This is a genomic window from Rhodococcus sp. SG20037 (assembly GCF_031763325.1).
Taxonomy (GTDB): domain Bacteria; phylum Actinomycetota; class Actinomycetes; order Mycobacteriales; family Mycobacteriaceae; genus Rhodococcus_F; species Rhodococcus_F qingshengii.
On sequence record NZ_CP134497.1, the window covers coordinates 1,976,202 to 1,998,033 of the forward strand.

At 61.9% G+C, this 21,832-nt stretch carries 1 protein-coding gene (running past one end of the window); it reads left to right on the top strand.

Annotated elements, in window-relative coordinates:
* Positions 1-21,832, top strand: the 5' portion of a protein-coding gene (locus RHP72_RS09360) for a non-ribosomal peptide synthase/polyketide synthase (protein WP_311094598.1). 6,911 nt of this gene lie beyond the right edge of the window; only the first 21,832 of its 28,743 coding nucleotides appear in the window; it begins with the start codon at positions 1-3; its stop codon lies beyond the right edge, outside the window.

Consider the following 21,832-nt stretch of genomic DNA (forward strand, 5'->3'; position numbering starts at 1 on the left):
GTGAATTCGCTGAATAACGGAGAACTGGGGAGCGGCAAGCCGGAGGTCGGCAGCTCGCCGGAGGACGTTCAGCGATCAGGCGCATTCCCACTCTCTGCGGCGCAACTCGGCATGTGGTTCGCTCAGCACCTCGACCCCTCTGTTCCGGTGAACATCGCCCAGTACGTAGAACTCCGTGGAGTGCTGGCGCTCGACGTGCTTCGTCAGGCGTGTGCCGACGCCGGCCGCGAAATCGGGTCGGCCTTCGTTCGGATCTTCGAGATCGACGCCCAGCCGTACCAGATCATCGACGCCACGCTCGATGATTCGGTTGGCTATGTGGACCTTCGGAGTGAGGACGATTCGCACGATGCGGCGATGCAGTGGATGCGTGCAGATCGCAGTCGGCCGATCGACATGCTTACGGACCGACTGATCTCTGCCACCATTCTGCGACTCGGCGAGAATCGCTACTACTGGTACACGCGGGTCCACCACACAATTCTCGACGGTTTCGGTGCCTCGACGTTCGTCACGCGCGTGGCGGAGTTGTACTCGGCACGCGTGGAGGGCCGGGATCCGGAGCCCAGCGAGGCGTCCGATCTCCGGAACGTCTACGAGGTAGACAACAAGTACCGCCAGTCGAGTCGTTTCGAAACCGACCGCAAGTACTGGGCCGACAAGATCGACAATCTTGACGAGATCTCGAGCCTCGCGGGTCGAAGTGCTGCGCCTGCTCCAGTCAGTCGGATCGACAGTGCTGCGCTGTCCAACCACGTCGAGGCTCTGCTCGGACGGTTCCTCGAGCGCGTGGAGAAGACCACGGTTGCTGGAACAGTCGTCGCGGCGTTTGCGGCGTACCTCGCTCAGATGACCGGGCGAGAGGACGTGTCGCTGAGTCTGCCCGTTTCCGGCCGAACGACAGCCGTGCTGCGTCGATCCGGCGGCATGGTCTCCAACGTCGTTCCGCTGCGACTGACCGTCACTGCCGATACCACCGTTCAGGAGCTTCTGGACGACGTCAGGAACGAAATGTCCGGCGCGCTGCGCCACCAGCGGTACCGACACGAGGACATGGTCCGCGGCGGGGACGGGCCGGGCCGGGGCGGATTCTTCGGCCCCTGGATCAACATCATGATGTTTTCCACCGAGTTGGCGTTCGGGCCCCTCGTCGGCGAACTTCACATCTTGTCCACGGGTTTGATCGAAGACCTCGGTGTCAACCTGTACCAGAGCGTCGGCGATACCCGCACACACATCGACTTCGAGTCGAATCCCAATCTGTACGCGCCCGCGGACGCCCAGCGAAATCACTCGCGGTTCGTAGAGTTTCTCGAGAAGTTCGTCTCGGCCGAAACGAGCCGCAAGGTCTGGGATCTTCCTGTCGCAACCGACGAGGAGCGAAACAAGGTTGCCTTGTGGAACCGCACCGGCTTCCACGTTGCCTCGCAGACCATCACCGAAGCATTCGAGCGTCAGGTCGAGAGAACTCCCGATGCCACCGCTGTCGTTTTCGAAGGCGCCAGCCTCACGTACGCCGAATTCGACTCTCGCGCAAATGGTTTGGCTCGTCAACTCATCGCCATGGGTGTTGGGCCCGAATCGCTTGTAGGACTGTCGATCCGCAGGTCTTTGGACTTGATGGTCGGTCTGTACGCGATTGCCAAGGCCGGCGGAGCCTGGGTACCGGTGGATCCCGACCACCCAGCCGACCGCACCGCCTACATTCTCGAGTCGGCGCAGCCCACGTGTGTTGTGACCACTGCGCGGGACGACGTGGATCTGCCCTCGGGCACACGGGTCATCGAGATCGACACACTGGACTATGGGCAGCTCGACAGCAGGCCGATCGTCAACGCGGATCGCCTGTCTCCCTTGCATTTCTCGAACACTGCGTACGTGATCTACACCTCGGGTTCGACCGGTCGACCCAAGGGTGTCGCGGTCACTCACGCGGCGATCAACAATCAGCTTCAGTGGATGAACGCCGAGTACGGGCTTTCAGCGTCGGACATCTACCTGCAGAAGACCGCTACGACATTCGACGTGTCGCTGTGGGGATTTTTCATGCCGTTGCAGGTCGGCGCCACGCTCGTCGTCGCGACTCCGGACGGTCATCGAGACCCGATCTACGTGGCGAACAAGATCGCGGAGCTCGGCGTCACGATCACCGACTTCGTGCCATCCATGCTCACGCTGTTCACTGCGAATGCACCTGCCGGATCTTGTGATTCGTTGCGCCACGTGTTTGTCATCGGCGAGGCGCTCCCGCCCGAGACGTCTTCCGCCTTCCGCGAACTCTGTGGAGCCGGACTGCACAACCTGTACGGTCCGACCGAAGCTGCGGTATCGGTCACGTACTACGAGGCCGTGGCCACGGATACTACTTCCGTGCCGATCGGTATGCCGCAGTGGAACACTCAGGCGCACGTACTGGACGGGCAACTTCGCCCGACCCCCATCGGGCAGCCGGGTGAGCTCTATCTCGCCGGCGTTCAACTCGCGCGCGGATACGTTGGTCGACCGGACCTGAGCTCGGATCGGTTCGTAGCCAATCCGTACGGCACGGCCGGTGAGCGTATGTACCGGACCGGCGACCTCGTTCGTCGCCGTGAGGACGGAAATCTCGACTACATTGGGCGTACAGACTTCCAGGTGAAGTTCCGCGGGCAGCGCATCGAACTCGGCGAGATCGAGACCGTCCTTCTGGCGCACCCCGACGTTTCGCAGGCTGTCGTTTTGGTGACCGTCACCCCGACCGGTGATCAATTGGTCGGCTACGTCGTGCCGGGTCCAGGCCGAAACATCGATGCTGCGGTGCTCAGTGAGTTCGCCGGCCGAAGCCTCCCGTCGTACATGGTTCCGGCCGCGTTGATGGTGCTCGATGCGTTGCCGCTCAACACGAGTGGCAAATTGGATCGTGCCGGGTTGCCCGAGCCGGTGTTCGCGAGTGCGAAGCAGTACCGCGAGCCCCGCACCGAAATCGAACGCATCGTGGCGGACGTGTTTGCCGACGTTCTCGGTGTCGAGCGCGTCGGTATCGATGACGACTTCTTCGAGCTCGGTGGAAACTCTCTGGTTGCAACACAATTAGTGACGCGAGTGGGTTCGGCATTGGGAGTGCAACTCGGCGTTCGAGAGCTCTTCGAATCCACCACGGTCGCCACCCTGGCGGCCCGCGCCGAGTCGGTGGCGGGCAACGCCAGGCAGCTCACCCCGCTGATCGCCAAGCCTCGTCCCGAGGTCGTCCCGCTCTCGCTTGCGCAGCAGCGCATGTGGTTCATCAACCGTCTCGATCCGTCGACGCCCGCCTACAATCTTCCGTTCACGGTCCGGCTCACCGGTTCGGTGGACCCGTCCGCCCTGCATGCCGCGGTGATGGATCTTCTCGAGCGACACGAGTCCTTGCGGACGATCTACCCTGATGTCGACGGAACCGCGCAACAGCTGGTTCTGCCGGTCGACCGGGCCGCGGTGGAGTTGAATCCGGTCAAGATTCGGAATTCGCATCTCGACGCGGCGCTGTTCGACGTGGCGTCTCGCGGCTTCGACGTGACGCTCGAAATCCCGGTACGGGTTGCCCTCTTCGAGGTGTCTCCGACGGACTACGTCCTGGTGATGGTTCTCCATCACATCGCTGCAGACGGACTGTCGTTCCGTCCGCTCGCACGTGACCTTCTCGTCGCCTACTCGGCGCGAAGTGAGAAGTCTGCGCCGGCGTGGACGCCGCTGCCAATTCAGTACGCCGACTACGCCCTGTGGCAGCGCGAAGCACTGGGATCCGACGAAGACCCGCGCTCGGAGTCGTCTCGCCAGATAAACTTCTGGCGCCGGGCACTTGCCGATCTGCCGGATCAGTTGGATCTGCCGACCGACCGACCTCGTCCTGCCATCGCGTCCAATCACGGCGCCAAGCACCATTTTCAGATCAGCGAACGCACGACGCGCAAGTTGAACGAGTTGGCGCGCTCGAGGAGCGTCTCTCTGTTCATGGTGTTGCAGGCGGCGTATGCAACGCTGTTGAGCCGGCTCAGTGGTACCTCCGACATCGCGATCGGTGCCCCGATCGGTGGGCGAGGCGATCAAGCGCTCAACGACGTGATCGGCATGTTCGTGAACACCCTGGTGCTTCGCACCGAGGTCGATCCTGATGAGCCATTCGCCAATCTGATTCAGCGAGTTCGTGATTCGGGCTTGTCTGCGTACGCACATGCGGATGTCCCATTCGAGCGTCTGGTAGAGGCTCTCAATCCGCCGCGCTCACGGGCTCGTCACCCTCTGTTCCAGGTTGCGTTGACCGCGGAGATCAGTGGACGGCGCGAGCTCGAGTTCTCTGGAGTGAAGGCCGTGGCGGCGGAACTCGAGGTGCCGATCGCGAAGTTCGACATCGAGCTGATGGTGTCCGAGGGGCAAGAGGGCGCAACGGACTTCGAAGGCCTGGAGGCGACGCTTACCTACGCGACCGATCTCTTCGATGCTTCGACAATGGTGGAGTTCGCCGAGCGTTTCATCCGCGTCCTGAATGCCGTCGTCGACGATCAAAACACGAAGGTCGGCGATATCGCCGTGTTCGGGAAAGACGAGTCGGCAAGAGTGCTCGACTGGTCGGCGGGAACGCGCTGTAGTGCTCCGGAGTTGTCGATCTTGTCGGCCTTCTACCGTGCTGCAGACGCTCAGCCGAACGCCGTCGCGGTGGCGGACGACGATCGAACACTGACCTACGAGGAATTGGACACACGGTCCAGTCTCCTCGCACTGGAACTGGCCGCGACCGGTGTATGTGCGGGCGACGTTGTGGCGTTGACCGTTGCCAGGTCGTGGCAATGGGTAGTGGCGATGCTGGCTGCATGGAAGGTAGGAGCCGCGTACGCACCCATCGACCCGAGCTTCCCGCATGAGCGCATCCAGTCGATTCTGGAAGATACCGATGCAGTGTGTGTCGTGACTGTCGACGTCATCGAACTCGACATCCCGATACTCGTTGTGAAGTCTGATCTTCCACCGGCGACCGCCGTTCAGCGCCAGGACGACCCCTGGCTTTCTGTCGGTGCGAAAGATCATCTCGGATATGTGATTTCGACGTCCGGCTCGACCGGGCGTCCCAAGCCGACGATGGTACCGATGCGAGGCATCGAGAACACCGTGGCGTGGTACCGCTCGGAACTGCCCGAAGCCGGGCCGATCCTTGTTGCGTCCTCACCGAGTTTCGACCTCACGCAGAAGAACATATGGGCAGCGCTCGGTAGTGGAGTGCCGCTTCATTTGAGCGGAGATGGTTTCGACCCGCATGCCATTCTCGGGATCGTCGAATCAGCTGGCATTCGTGTTGCGAACATGTCGCCGAGCGCCTTCGTCGCTCTTTCCGATGCAGATGCGGAGGGAGTGCTCACACAACTGGATGTAGTCTTCCTCGGCGGTGAGCCGATCCAACTCCCCAGGCTCTCGCACCTGATGCGGGCTGGAGTGCGAATCGTCAACAGCTATGGTCCCACTGAGGCTTCGGATGTTGTTTCGGCACTGTCCGCGACATCCGAGCACAGCGCCGGAGTGCCTATCGGTACGCCGATTCCGAACATCGACTTGTTTGTGCTCGATTCTCGTCTGCATCCGGTCCCAGCCGGCCTGATCGGCGAGCTGTACGTTGCGGGCGTTGGTGTCGGGCGAGGTTACGGTGCTCGGTTCGACGTGACGGCAGAACGGTTCGTCGCAAATCCGTTCGGCGACGGTGGTTCCAGGATGTACCGGACAGGCGATCTTGTCCGGTGGAACGATCTGGGACAGTTGGAGTATGTCGGCCGCAGCGACTTCCAGGTGAAACTGCGTGGGCTGCGGATCGAATTGGGCGAGATCGAAGCCGCGCTCGTGTCGCTCGAGTCAGTCGTGCAAGCCGTCGTCTTGATGCACAACGACGAACGGATCGGCGATCAACTTGTCGCGTACGTCGTCGCGGACGGTGACACGTCCCTCGAAACTGAGATGCTCACGACTGCCGTCGCGGAGAAGCTTCCCGAGTACATGATTCCTTCCGCGTTCATGATCGTGGAGGAAATCCCCCTGACGTCGAACGGCAAGTTGGATCGTCGCGCATTGCCAGTCCCCACGTTCGAGGTCCGCGAATTCCGTGCACCCACCACGCCGGTGGAAGAGATTGTCGCGCAGGTGATTGCGGATGTTCTCGGAGTGGAACGAGTCGGCCTCGACGACGACTTCTTTGAACTCGGTGGCAACTCCCTGGTGGCCACTCAGGTCACCTCCCGATTGGGGCGGGCGCTCGACACTACGGTGCCGGTGCGAACGCTGTTCGACGTTTCCACCGTCGAGGCGCTCGCCGCACACATCGAGTCGCACGTAGGTAGCGGCGGGCAGAAGGCGCTCGTCGCACAGGTGCGTCCCGCGGAAATTCCGTTGTCGCTGGCGCAGCAGCGCATGTGGTTCCTGAACCGCTTCGACACCGACTCAGCTGCTTACAACATCACTTTTGCTCTGCACCTGACTGGTCATCTCGATACTGCCGCGATGGAAATGGCGCTGGAGGACGTACTGGCCCGGCATGAGGTGCTCCGAACGGTATATCCGGACGGGGCTTCCGGACCGAAGCAGTCGATTCTGTCGCTCTCGGAGGCGTTCGGCGGGCTGACCGTGGAGTCGGTTTCGGATCAGGACGAGCTCGAAAGTCGAGTCGCTGCAATCGGATCCTCAGCGATCGACGTCACCGTCGACGTGCCGATCCGTGTCCGCCTGTTGACGGTCAGCGACACCGAGCACACCCTTGCGATCGTGGTTCATCACATCGCCGCTGACGGTTGGTCGATGGCGCCCCTGGCTCGCGATGTCATGATTGCCTACTCGGCACGCAAGGACGGGATCGCGCCGGCGTGGCAGCCGTTGACTGTGCAGTACGCCGACTATTCGTTGTGGCAGCGTGAGGTTCTGGGGTCGGAAGACGACTCGGAATCACTGATCTCGCAGCAGATCTCGTACTGGACCGAGACTCTGGCAGACCTACCGGATGTGATCGAGCTTCCGTCGGACCGGTCTCGGCCTGATGTGGCGTCGATGCGCGGCGAGCGATTCGCGTTCGAGATCTCCGGGGATGTGCACCGTCGATTGGACGCGCTGGCACGGGAGAACAACGCGACGCTCTTCATGGCGTTGCACTCGGCGCTTGCCGTTCTGATGGCCCGACTGAGCGGAACCTCGGACATCGCCGTGGGCACTCCCGTTGCCGGTCGTGGCGACGAGGCGCTCGACGATCTCGTCGGCATGTTCGTCAACACGCTTGTTCTGCGGACCGAGGTCGACCCGGCCCAGGCATTCACGGATCTGCTGGCTGCGGCGAGTGATTCTGCGCTCGGAGCGTTCGCTCACTCGGACGTGCCCTTCGAGCGGTTGGTGGACGTCTTGGCTCCCGCCCGGTCGCAGGCCAGACATCCGCTGTTCCAGGTCGTGCTGTCCTTGCAGAATCTCGCGCAAACGGCATTGGAACTGCCGGGACTGGCGATCAAGGCCGCCGAAATCGACACGACCACTGCCAAGTTCGACCTCGAACTCGCAGTGACAGAGTCGATCGGCGAAGACGGGATCCAGCAAGGGCTCTCGGCCGAATTCACGTTTGCTGCAGATCTGTTCGACGTTTCGACGGTCGAGGGGTTTGCTCGGCGTCTGGTTCGTATCCTCGAGACTGTCGTGTCGGTTCCTTCGATTGTCGTCGGTGACATCGATATTCTCGATGCGGCCGAGCGGGGTGTGCTGGCCGATGTTCATGGAGGTCAGTCGGTCTCGGGAACCCTGGTCGAGATCCTCACAGCGGCGGCCGCTTTGGATCCGTCGGCGGATGCGATTCGCTTCGACGGTCAGTCGATCAGCTACCGCGAACTCGACGAGCGGTCGTCGCGACTCGCTCGTGTTCTGATTGAGAAGGGCGTCGGGCCGGAGGATCGGGTCGCGATCGCGATTCCGCGTTCGGCCGATTCGGTTCTCGCTCTGTGGGCAGTGGTGAAAACGGGTGCTGCATTCGTGCCCGTCGACCCGACGTATCCGGTTGACCGTATCGCCCACATGATCTCCGATTCCGGTGCGGTGCTGGGTCTTGCGCTCAGTGACGTCGAGGCAGGATTGCCGTCGGCGTTGACGTGGGTTGTTCTCGACGACGAGAAGACAGTGGCGGCGTGCGCGGCAGAATCTTGCGCGCCGGTGAGTGATTCGGATCGACGCAGTGCGATCGACGAGCGGCAGCCTGCTTACGTCATCTACACCTCTGGCACCACGGGTCTGCCCAAGGGCGTTGTGGTCACCAATGCGGGTGTGGCGAACTTCTGCGCCGAGCAGGTCGAGCGCTATGCGCTGACCGCGGATGCTCGGACGCTGCATTTCGCCTCGCCGAGTTTCGATGCTTCTGTTCTCGAGTTGCTGATGGCATTCGGAGCAGCATCGACGATGGTGATTGCGCCGACGACGGTGTACGGCGGCGCGGAATTGGCCGAGATCTTGCGCTCGGAGGGCGTGACGCATGCGTTCGTGACGCCCGCTGCGCTGGCATCAGTGGATCCGAGCGGGCTCGACGCGTTGCGGGTGGTTGTCGTCGGTGGCGAAGCCAGTTCGCGGTCTCTCGTTGCCAAGTGGGCGGTGCCGCTTCCGGATGGCGGTGTGCGTGGATTCTTCAATGCGTACGGTCCGACGGAGTCGACAGTCGCCTCGAACATCAGCGATACGCTGACCGCGTTTGATCGTATGAACATCGGCGGCCCGATTCGGGGAATGGCCGCGCGGATCTTGGACGGCCGCTTGCAGCCCGTTCCGGTTGGTGTCGCAGGTGAGTTGTACGTGTCGGGTGTTCAGGTCGCTCGTGGATACCTGGGACAGCCGGCATTGACAGCGGGTCGTTTTGTCGCAGACCCGTTCGGGGCGCCGGGAGAGCGGTTGTACCGCACGGGTGACGTGGTCCGGTGGATCGACGGTGGCGCAGTGGAGTACGTGGGCCGCAGTGACTTCCAGGTCAAGATCCGTGGGTTCCGTATCGAACTCGGCGAGATCGAGGCCGCGCTGACCCGTTGCGCGGGCGTTGCGCAAGCTGTTGCTCTCGTTCGTTCCGACGATCACTTCGGAGATCGTCTCGTTGCATACGTCGTGCCGCAGGCCGGCGCCGAGGTGGATCCCGCACAGGTCATCGAGTCGGTGTCGACGTTCCTGACCGGCTACATGGTCCCCGACTCGGTACTGGTACTCGATTCGGTTCCGTTGACCACCGCGGGCAAGACGGACATCAAGGCTCTGCCCTCGCCCGTGTTCGAGTCCAAGGTGTACCAGGCGCCGATCACGACCGTCGAAGAGACTGTCGCGCAGGTGTTCTCCGAAGTTCTCGGAGTCGCACAGGTTGGCCGCGACGACGATTTCTTCGAACTCGGCGGCAACTCGTTGATCGCGACCCGTGTCGCCGCTCGGCTGGGAGAGGCGCTCGACACAAGCGTTCCGGTTCGTGCGCTCTTCGAAGCGTCGACCGTGCAGTCACTCGCCGTCCGGCTCGAGCTGCACGCCGGTTCGGGCGCCACCGCCCCACTGGTGCAGCAGCCCCGGCCAGCTCGGATCCCACTTTCGTTGGCGCAGCAGCGAATGTGGTTCCTGAACAGGTTCGAACCCGCGTCGGCAGTGAACAACGTCCCGGCGGCGATCAGGATTTCGGGCGCCCTCGATGTGGCAGCTCTTGACGCCGCCGTGATCGATGTCGTGGGCCGACACGAATCACTGCGAACTGTGTATCCAGACGTCGACGGCGTCGGCTATCAGGACGTCCTCGACGTCCAAGACGTTGTCGTCGACCTCAGCCCCGTGTCGATCACCGAAGATCGCCTGGCTGCGGGCGTCGCCGAGCTGGCGACAGTCGGCTTCGACGTGACGTCCGAAGTCCCGTTGCGCGCCAAGCTCTTCAAAGTCGGCGACAGCGAATACGTTCTGGTGTTCGTCGTGCATCACATCTCGACCGACGGTTTCTCGATGGGTCCGTTGACCCGTGACGTGATGGTTGCCTACGAAGCACGTACACGAGCGTCGGTGCCGGCTTGGACGCCGTTGCCGGTGCAGTACGCCGATTACTCGTTGTGGCAGCGTGAGGTTCTCGGGTCCGAGGACGATCCGCGGTCCGTGATCGCGAAGCAGATTGCGTTCTGGTCGGATGCGTTGGCTGATCTTCCGGAGCAGTTGGATCTGCCTGCCGATCGTCCTCGTCCCGAGGTCGCTTCAGGGCGCGGAGCCGAGGTCGAGTTCGATATCGACGCCACCCTGCACGAAGCTGTCAATTCGATTGCGCACAGCAGTAACTCGACACCATTCATGGTTGTTCACGCAGCGCTCGCCGTCGTACTTTCTCGTTTGTCCGCAACGACCGACATCGCGATCGGTACACCGATCGCGGGTCGCGGTGAGGCGCAGCTCGACGATCTGATCGGTATGTTCGTCAACACTTTGGTGTTGCGTACCGAGGTTGATCCGTCGATGTCGTTCACGGATCTGTTGGCGTCGGCGCGTGAAGTGGATCTACAGGCGTTCGCGCATGCGGATGTTCCGTTCGAGCGTGTGGTGGAGGTTCTCGATCCGGTTCGTTCGCAGGCTCGTCATCCGCTGTTCCAGGTGGCATTGACGTTCCAGAACCACGAACAGGCAACGCTCGAACTGGGCGACCTCGAAGTGTCGATCGAAAGTGCCGATCTTGCGCTGGCGAAATTCGACCTCCAGTTGACCCTGACCGAACGAACCGACGAGGCCGGCGCACCCGCCGGAATGTCCGCCTCTTTGACGTATGCGACGGATCTGTTCGACGAGTCGACCGTTGTGGAATTCGGTGATCGGCTGGTAAGGACCTTCCGTGCGGTGACTGCTGATCCCACCGTAGCGGTGGGTGACGTTGACATCTTGGTCGATGGAGAACGAAACCTGCTGTCCCGCTTCAGTGCCGGCCAGATCGATCGTGGTGTGGATTCGACGTTGTCGGCGTGGTTCGATGATGCTGCTGCGCGGTTTGGTGATCGGGTTGCGGTGCGGTTCGGTGGCGAGTCGTTGTCGTATGGTGAGTTGTCGGTGCGGGCTAATCGTTTGGCGCGCAGGTTGATTGCTCAGGGTTGTGGTCCGGAGTCGTTGGTGGCGGTGGCGTTGCCGCGGTCGGCGGATCTTGTGGTGGCGTTGTTGGCGGTGGTGAAGTCCGGTGCGGGGTATTTGCCGGTGGATCCGTCGTATCCGGCTGATCGTGTCGAGTTCATGTTGGCTGATGCTGCTCCGGTGGCTGCGATTTCGTGGTCCGGGCGTGAGTTGGTGTTGCCCGCTGGTTTGCCTGTGGTTGATATCGACGCGGTGGATGTGTCGGAGTTCGATGGTTCGGTGGTTTCGGATGCGGATCGTGTTGCGCCGTTGCGGTCGTCGAATGTTGCGTATGTGATTTACACGTCGGGTTCGACGGGTCGCCCGAAGGGTGTGCAGGTTCCGCACACGACGGTGGCGAAGTTGTTTGCGAATACCGAGGGTGTGTACGGGTTCGACGAATCCGATGTGTGGACGATGTTCCACAGTTATGCGTTCGACTTCTCGGTGTGGGAGTTGTGGGGTCCGCTGTTGTACGGCGGCACGTTGGTGGTTGTGGATTATGTGACGTCGCGGTCGCCGGAGCAGTTCTTGGAGTTGCTTGCTGCTGAGCGGGTGACGGTGCTCAATCAGACGCCGTCGGCGTTCTATCAGTTGGCCGAGGCTGATCGGTTGGCGTCGGAATCCGGTCGGGCCGCTGAGTTGTCGTTGCGGTGGGTTGTTTTCGGCGGCGAGGCGCTCGAGCTGCGTCGCTTGTCGGATTGGTACGGCCGCCGCGGTGACTTCGCGCCGACGTTGGTGAACATGTACGGCATCACGGAGACGACGGTGCATGTGAGCCATCGTGTGTTGGATGCTGCGTTGGCGGCGGATGCGTCGGCGAGTGTTGTGGGTCAGGCTATTTCGGGTCTGCAGGTGTTCGTGCTCGATACGCGTTTGGCTCCGGTGCCTGTTGGTGTCGCGGGTGAGATGTATGTCTCTGGTGTTCAGTTGGCTCGGGGTTATCTGGGTCAGGCGGGGTTGACGTCGACGCGGTTTGTGGCGAATCCGTTCAATGCCGGCGAGGTGTTGTACCGCACGGGTGACGTCGCGTCGTGGAACAGTGCTGGTGATTTGGAGTATCTGGGTCGCGCGGATGATCAGGTGAAGATCCGTGGTTTCCGGATCGAGATCGGTGAGATCGAGTCTGCGGTGTTGGCGGATGTGTCGGTGGCGCAGACGGCGGTGGTTGTTCGTGAGGATTCTCCGGGTGATCAGCGGTTGGTGGCGTATGTGGTTCCGGCTGCGGGTGTGAGCGTTTCGGTCGACGATCTTCGGGTGTCGGTGGGTTCGTTGTTGCCGGAGTACATGGTGCCGTCGGCGTTTGTGGTGTTGGATTCGATTCCGTTGACGGTGAACGGGAAGTTGGATCGTCGGGCGTTGCCGGTTCCGTCGTTGCAGGTTGCGGTGTTCCGTGCTCCGACGTCGGTGGTGGAAGAGGTTGTTGCGCAGACGTTTGCGGATGTTCTGGGCGTCGAGCGTGTTGGTTTGGATGATGATTTCTTCGCGCTCGGTGGTAATTCGCTGATTGCGACGCAGGTGACGTCTCGGTTGGGTCAGGCGTTGGATGCTTCGGTGTCGGTGCGGGAGTTGTTCGAGGCGTCGACGGTGGAGGCGTTGGCTGCTCGTTTGGGTTCTCATGTCGGTGGCGGTTCACGTGCGGCGTTGACTGCGCAGGTGCGTCCGGTTCGGGTTCCGTTGTCGTTGGCGCAGCAGCGCATGTGGTTCCTCAACCGATTCGACACCGATTCTGCTGTCAACAATGTCCCTGTTGCCGTTCGGCTCACGGGTGCGCTCGATCTGGCGGCCCTGAATTCGGCAGTTCACGACGTTATCGGCCGTCACGAGGTTCTGCGCACGGTCTACCCCGAGGTCGACGGCGTCGGCTACCAGAAGATCTGCTCGGTAGAAGATGTCTCGATCGATCTCGGCGCAGAACGCGTCACAGACGACCGAATCCAGGCGGAGCTGTATTCGTTCTTCGCCCAGGGCTTCGATGTCACTGTCGAGGTTCCGTTGCGCGCCAAGCTTTTTCAGGTCGCCGATGACGACTTCGTGTTGTCGTTCGTGATGCATCACATCTCGACCGACGGCTTCTCGATGGGCCCGTTGACCCGCGACGTCATGACCGCCTACTACGCCCGAACCAACGGCCAGGCTCCGACCTGGACGCCGTTGCCGGTGCAGTACGCCGACTATTCGTTGTGGCAGCGTGAGGTTCTCGGGTCCGAGGACGATCCGCAGTCCATGATCGCGAAGCAGATTGCGTTCTGGTCGGATGCGTTGGCTGATCTTCCGGAGCAGTTGGATCTGCCTGGTGATCGTCCGCGTCCCGAGATTGCTTCAGGGCGCGGCGCCAATCACAGTTTCACCATCGAACCGCAGCTGTGGTCTGAGCTGGACGAACTGGCCAAGGCAACGTACGCAACTCCGTTCATGGTTGTTCACTCGGCTCTGGCGGTGCTGTTGGCACGACTGTCCGCGACGACCGACATTGCGATCGGTGCCCCGATCGCGGGTCGTGGTGAAGCCGAGCTCGACGATCTGATCGGTATGTTCGTCAATACCTTGGTGCTGCGTACCGAGGTTGATCCGTCGATGTCGTTTGCCGAGTTGTTGGCGTCGGCGCGTGAGGTGGATTTGCAGGCGTTCGCGCATGCGGATGTTCCGTTCGAGCGTGTGGTGGAGGTTCTCGATCCGGTTCGTTCGCAGGCTCGTCATCCGTTGTTCCAGGTGGCGTTGACGTTCCAGAACCTTGGACAGAGTGCTCTCGAACTGCCCGGACTCACCGCCGCTGCTGTGGAATTCGACGCAGCACTGGCCAAGTTCGATCTGCAATTCACACTTGAAGACGCCGCTGACGCCGGTATGTCCGGCACCCTGACCTACGCGACGGATCTGTTCGACGCGTCGACAGCGGCCGAGTTCGCTGATCGGTTCGTGTCCGTCCTCCGTGGCGTTGTCGCGAATCCGGCCGCTGCCGTTGGCGACGCGGATGTTATGAGCGCCTGTGAGTTGGATCGCGTTCTGTCATGGAGCGACACGGGTGTCGACAGTGGTGTGGATTCGACGTTGTCGGCGTGGTTCGATGATGCTGCTGCGCGGTTTGGTGATCGGGTTGCGGTGCGGTTCGGTGGCGAGTCGTTGTCGTATGGTGAGTTGTCGGTGCGGGCTAATCGTTTGGCGCGCAGGTTGATTGCTCAGGGTTGTGGTCCGGAGTCGTTGGTGGCGGTGGCGTTGCCGCGGTCGGCGGATCTTGTGGTGGCGTTGTTGGCGGTGGTGAAGTCCGGTGCGGGGTATTTGCCGGTGGATCCGTCGTATCCGGCTGATCGTGTCGAGTTCATGTTGGCTGATGCTGCTCCGGTGGCTGCGATTTCGTGGTCCGGGCGTGAGTTGGTGTTGCCCGCTGGTTTGCCTGTGGTTGATATCGACGCGGTGGATGTGTCGGAGTTCGATGGTTCGGTGGTTTCGGATGCGGATCGTGTTGCGCCGTTGCGGTCGTCGAATGTTGCGTATGTGATTTACACGTCGGGTTCGACGGGTCGCCCGAAGGGTGTGCAGGTTCCGCACACGACGGTGGCGAAGTTGTTTGCGAATACCGAGGGTGTGTACGGGTTCGACGAATCCGATGTGTGGACGATGTTCCACAGTTATGCGTTCGACTTCTCGGTGTGGGAGTTGTGGGGTCCGCTGTTGTACGGCGGCACGTTGGTGGTTGTGGATTATGTGACGTCGCGGTCGCCGGAGCAGTTCTTGGAGTTGCTTGCTGCTGAGCGGGTGACGGTGCTCAATCAGACGCCGTCGGCGTTCTATCAGTTGGCCGAGGCTGATCGGTTGGCGTCGGAATCCGGTCGGGCCGCTGAGTTGTCGTTGCGGTGGGTTGTTTTCGGCGGCGAGGCGCTCGAGCTGCGTCGCTTGTCGGATTGGTACGGCCGCCGCGGTGACTTCGCGCCGACGTTGGTGAACATGTACGGCATCACGGAGACGACGGTGCATGTGAGCCATCGTGTGTTGGATGCTGCGTTGGCGGCGGATGCGTCGGCGAGTGTTGTGGGTCAGGCTATTTCGGGTCTGCAGGTGTTCGTGCTCGATACGCGTTTGGCTCCGGTGCCTGTTGGTGTCGCGGGTGAGATGTATGTCTCTGGTGTTCAGTTGGCTCGGGGTTATCTGGGTCAGGCGGGGTTGACGTCGACGCGGTTTGTGGCGAATCCGTTCAATGCCGGCGAGGTGTTGTACCGCACGGGTGACGTCGCGTCGTGGAACAGTGCTGGTGATTTGGAGTATCTGGGTCGCGCGGATGATCAGGTGAAGATCCGTGGTTTCCGGATCGAGATCGGTGAGATCGAGTCTGCGGTGTTGGCGGATGTGTCGGTGGCGCAGACGGCGGTGGTTGTTCGTGAGGATTCTCCGGGTGATCAGCGGTTGGTGGCGTATGTGGTTCCGGCTGCGGGTGTGAGCGTTTCGGTCGACGATCTTCGGGTGTCGGTGGGTTCGTTGTTGCCGGAGTACATGGTGCCGTCGGCGTTTGTGGTGTTGGATTCGATTCCGTTGACGGTGAACGGGAAGTTGGATCGTCGGGCGTTGCCGGTTCCGTCGTTGCAGGTTGCGGTGTTCCGTGCTCCGACGTCGGTGGTGGAAGAGGTTGTTGCGCAGACGTTTGCGGATGTTCTGGGCGTCGAGCGTGTTGGTTTGGATGATGATTTCTTCGCGCTCGGTGGTAATTCGCTGATTGCGACGCAGGTGACGTCTCGGTTGGGTCAGGCGTTGGATGCTTCGGTGTCGGTGCGGGAGTTGTTCGAGGCGTCGACGGTGGAGGCGTTGGCTGCTCGTTTGGGTTCTCATGTCGGTGGCGGTTCACGTGCGGCGTTGACTGCGCAGGTGCGTCCGGTTCGGGTTCCGTTGTCGTTGGCGCAGCAGCGCATGTGGTTCCTCAACCAGTTGGATACGAGCTCGGCAGGGAACAACGTCCCGGTTGCGATAACTCTCACCGGAGAACTGGACGTCTCGGGGCTGGAGCAAGCGGTCGCCGACGTTATCGGCCGTCACGAGGTTCTGCGCACGGTCTACCCCGAGGTCGACGGCGTCGGCTACCAGAAGATCGTTGCACCGGCTGATGTCGACGTGAACCTCGCTGCAACCTCGGTCTCGGATTCGGAGATCGTTTGCGAGGTAACGAACTTCGTAGCGGCAGGCTTCGACGTGACGGCCGAGGTGCCGTTGCGCGCCAAGCTTTTCCAGATCAAGGCCGACGAGCACGTTCTGGTATTCGTGGTGCATCACATCTCGACCGACGGTTTCTCGATGGGCCCGTTGACCCGCGACGTCATGACCGCCTACTACGCCCGAACCAACGGCCAGGCTCCGACCTGGACGCCGTTGCCGGTGCAGTATGCCGATTACTCGTTGTGGCAGCGTGAGGTTCTCGGGTCCGAGGACGATCCGCAGTCCGTCATCGCGCAACAGATCACTTACTGGGCGCAAGCACTGGACGGCGTGCCCGAACAGTTGAATCTTCCGGGGGATCGGGTTCGGCCGGCGGTATTCTCCGGTCAGGGAGCGACATTCGAATTCTCGATCGGTCAGGAATTGCATGAGCGGCTGATCAGCGTGGGCCGGGAACACAATGCGTCGATGTTCATGGTGGTCCATGCGGCTCTGGCGTCGCTTCTCGCTCGTCTGTCGGGAACAACGGACATCAACATCGGTGCACCGATGGCCGGGCGAGGTGAATCCGAACTCGACGATTTGATCGGAATGTTCGTCAACACCCTGGTTTTGCGTACCGAGGTTGATCCTTCGGCGGCGTTCACAACACTTCTGGCCTCGGCTCGGGAAACCGACCTTCAGGCGTTCGCGCACTCGGACCTTCCGTTCGAGCGGCTCGTGGAAGTGCTGGATCCCGTTCGGTCGAGGGCACATCACCCGCTGTTCCAGGTGGCATTGGCATTTCAGAACCTGGGGCAGAACTCGTTGGCTCTGCCCGGTCTGACGGCGGCCGAGTTCGAAATCGACGAGACCGTGGCCAAGTTCGACCTGCAGCTCACGATCAGTGAGGTATCAGAAGGGCTGTCGGCGACGTTCACGTACGCGACGGATCTGTTCGACGAATCGACCGTCCGCGGATTCGCCGCACGATTGATGCGCATTCTGAACGGAATTGCGACGGACCCCGCAACTTCAGTGGGTGACATCGAAATCCTCGACGCGTCCGAGCGTGAGGTTCTGACGAGTCAAAGGGCTTCGTCAGGAGTAGCGCAGGCGCCGTTGGCCGAGATTCTTGCCGACGCTGCTGCGCGCTACCCGGACAACGTCGCTTTGCGCTACCCCGGCACGGCGCAGGCCGCGGCCGGTAGGTCCATGACGTATCGAGAGGTCGACGAGTGGTCGTCGAAGCTGGCCCGCGTTTTGATCAACCGTGGTCTCGGGGCTGAAGATCTTGTGGCGGTGTCAATTCCGAGATCCGTCGAATCGGTACTCGCGGTCTGGGCAGTGTCGAAGACCGGGGCAGCGGTCGTTCCGATCGATCCGCACTATCCGGCAGACCGTATCGCGCACATGCTCAGCGACTCGGGTGCGAAGGTTGGCCTGACCCTCGACGTCGAACGTCCGAATCTCGCCGACGACGTCGAGTGGTTGGTCGTGGACGGACCGCTCGGCGAACAGATGATCGCCGGAGTGTCCGGAGCGCCAATAGATGCCGAGGAACGTGTCCGTCCACTGACGACTGCTCATCCGGCTTGGGTCATCTACACCTCCGGCACGACAGGACTGCCGAAGGGCGTTGTCGCGACCAACGCGGGACTGGCGAGCTTCAGTGTCACGCAGGCCGCGCACTACCTCGTGAAGCCCACCTCGCGGACATTGCACTTCGCGTCACCGAGTTTCGACGCGTCGATGCTCGAGTTGTTCCTCGCGGTGGCCACCGGCGCGACGATGGTCATCGTCCCGCCTGGCGTGTACGGCGGCGACGAACTGGCTGAGGTGTTCCGTAGCGAACGAGTCACGCATGCGTTCATCACACCCGCTGCCCTGGCGTCGATGGACCCGAGCGGCCTGGACGACCTGACGGTGGTAGGCGTGGGTGGCGAAGCGTATTCGCCGGAACTGATCAGCAAGTGGACGACAGGGGACGGATCGGCCGCGTCGGCTTCGGCTCCCAGGACATTCCTGAATGTCTACGGCCCGACCGAGACGACGATCGTGACGAACGTCAGCGTTCCGCTTCTGCCCGGTGACCGAATGGACATCGGCGCCACGATCGGTGACATGGCTGCATTCGTCCTGGACACACGACTCAATCCAGTTCCACTGGGAGTCTCGGGCGAGCTGTATCTGTCCGGTCCTCAGGTGACCCGCGGCTATCATCGTCGTCCAGGCTTGAGTGCCGATCGATTCGTGGCAAACCCGCACGGTAATCCGGGCGAGCGAATGTACCGAACCGGTGACGTGGTGCGCTGGGTCGCTGGAACGGCACCCTCCACCTACGCCGTGGAATACGTGGGCCGCAACGATTTCCAGGTCAAGATTCGCGGTTTCCGTATCGAACTGGGCGAAATCGATGCATCGCTGACGGCACACCCCGAGGTCGAGTTCGCTGCGACGATGGGTACGACCCTGCCGTCGGGTGCCCCGGCGCTGGTGTCGTACGTGTTCACCGGAAAGCACGCTTCGGTCACTTCGGCGGAATTGATCGAATTCGTCTCCAGAACCCTTCCGGCCCATATGGTTCCGGCTTCGGTTATGGTCTCCTCGGACATGCCGCTCAGTCCGGCAGGCAAGCTGGACCGAAAAGCGCTCCCAGCACCGGTTTTCGAGACCAAGGAATTCCGCGCCCCGGTCACCGAGATGGAACAAATCCTGAGCGAGATCTTCGCGGACGTTCTCGGCCTGGATCGCATCGGCACCGACGACTCGTTCTTCGCTCAGGGCGGCGACTCGATCATGTCCATCCAACTCGTCTCTCGTGCGAAGGCACGTGGGGTCGTATTCGCACCCAGTGACGTCTTCGAGAGCAAGACTGTCGCGGCGTTGGCCGAAGTGGCGAAGTATGCCGCCGACGTCGAGGCCGCGGTGGTGCTCGAGGAGTTGCCGGGCGGTGGAGTCGGCTGGATGCCGTTGACGCCGATCGAACGATTCATGGTCGAGCGCGGTGGCAGCTACAACCGATTCACGCAGACGATGACTCTCGAGCTTCCACTCGGAGTGCATCGAACCGACATCGTGCGAACACTCGCCGCAGTCGTCGACCACCACGACATGTTCCGCTCGCGGCTGATCTCCGACGGTCGCGGATGGGGGATGTCGGTCTCCGAGCCCGGAACCGTGGACGTCGAGGATCTGCTCAGCCGCGTCGATGTCGACGCGGCTGCGGACGAGTCGACAATTGTTCTCACGGCTTCCAAGGGCCTCGACGAGGCTCTCGGCCGGTTGAATCCGGCGGACGGCGTAATGGTTCAGTTCGTGTGGGTCGACTTCGGTCCCACTCGCACCGGGCGCTTGATCATCGCTGCACATCACCTGATCGTCGACGGGGTCTCCTGGCGAATCATCGTTCCGGATCTGGTGTCGGCTGCGGCTCAGATGGCCGGGGCGAGCGGAGCGACGGGGGATGTAGCCGGAACGACGGGGGATGTTGCTCTCGAGCCGACCGGTACGTCGATGCGACGCTGGGCTCATGCTTTGTCCGAAGAGGCCCATCGGGATTCGCGTGTGGCCGAGCTGGATACGTGGCGGAAGGTGTTGCAGACACCGGACCCGGTGCTGGGTAAGAGGGCGTACGACTCTGCCGTCGACGTTGCGGCAACGGTTCAGCGGATAAGCGTGACGGTCCCCACTCAGGTGACGGAGACTCTGTTGACCACGCTGCCGGAGGTTTTCAACGGCGGCGCCAACGACGGCCTGCTCGCTGGACTGGCACTCGCGCTGATCGAGTGGCGTCGCCGAGCCGGAATCGACTCGACGTCTGCCTTGCTGCAACTCGAGGGCCACGGTCGCGAAGAAGCCGTGATTCCTGGCGCGGATCTGTCAAGGACCGTTGGTTGGTTCACCGCTGCCTTCCCGATCAGTCTCGATCTTTCCGAGGTAGATCTGGGTGACGCTTTCGCCGGAGGTGATTCGGCGGGACGCGCGATCAAAGCAGTGAAGGAACAGCTTCTGGCGATCCCGGACAAGGGCGTCGGGTACGGACTGCTGCGCTACCTGAACGAAGACACGCGTGCAGTGCTTTCTCGCTTCGCCGGGGGACAGGTCAGCTTCAACTACCTGGGACGAGTTGTCGCCGAGGATCTTCCGGCAGGCGTCGAGGGACTCGGGTGGCTGCCGGCCGGCGATTTCGCCAACGTGTCGGCACCCGAAGACGTCGACATGCCCGCAAACAAGGTCGTCGACATCAATGCGATCGTCAACGACGGCGCAGACGGTGCTGTTCTGGAGGCCTCTTTCGCATACCCCGTCGGTGCCATCGACGGCGAGAGTGTCGAGACATTTGCACAGATTTGGGTCGAAGCACTGACTGCCCTGGCGGAGCATTCTCGCTCCGTCGGAGCCGGTGGACTCACACCGTCCGACGTGCCGCTTGTCTCCGTGAGCCAACGAGATATCGACGGCTTCGAGAATCGATTCGGTACGGTGACCGACATCTGGCCCCTGGCACCGCTGCAGTCCGGTTTGCTCTTCCACGCGATGTTGGCAGAATCCAGCGTCGACCTCTACTCGGTGCAGATGATTCTCACTCTGTCCGGGAAGGTGGATGCCGACCGCTTGCGCACTGCAGCACAGGGAATCATCGACCGTTATGCGAACCTGCGAACGGCATTCACGGCCGACGACGACGGAACGCCGGTCCAGATAGTCCTCGAAGACGTTCCAGTCCCGTGGCGGAACATCGATCTCAGCGATATTGCGGCCGTCGACCGTGAGGCAGCTCTGAACGAAGTTTTGACGGCTGACCAGGCGACACACTTCGACATGGCGTCACCGCCGTTGATTCGGTTCACCTTCGTCACCATGGCGGAGGGGGACTATCGCTTGGTGGTGGCGAATCACCACATTATTCTCGACGGTTGGTCGGTGCCACTGCTCTTGCAGAACCTGTTGGCGCTGTACGCGACGCGTGGTGACGACTCGGTTCTTCCGCGTGTGCGTAGCTATCGCAATTACCTGGCGTGGCTTGTCGATCAGGATCGTGATCGATCACTCACAGCCTGGGCGGATGTGCTTTCCGGCGTCGAAGAGCCGACGCTGCTTGCTCAGGTCACAGGCGGACAGGAATTCACCGCGCTGTCACAGAAGCTGAACGTGTCGATGTCGTCGGAGACAACCGCGGCGCTCACCGCTCTGGCCGCACGACTCGGGGTCACCGCCAACACGATCGTGCAGAGCGCGTGGGCGGTCCTGCTCGGTGCGTTGACCGGAACCGACGACGTTGTCTTCGGTGCAACAGTGTCCGGCCGGCCACCGGCGCTCACCGGCGTCGAATCGATGGTCGGGTTGTTCATCAACACCCTCCCCGTGCGGGTGCGCCTCGACGCCGCGGAGTCCGTCGAAGAATTGGTTGCCAGGGTCCAGATCGAGCAGGCGAGAATGCTTGATCATCACTATCTCGGTTTGACCGATGTCCAGAAAGCAGCGGACGTCGGAACACTGTTCGACACGTTGGTTGTATTCGAGTCGTACCCGGTCGACCGTGAGGGCCTCGCCGCACAGGCGGATGTTCTCGACGGAATGATGATCGACGACATTGCCTCGG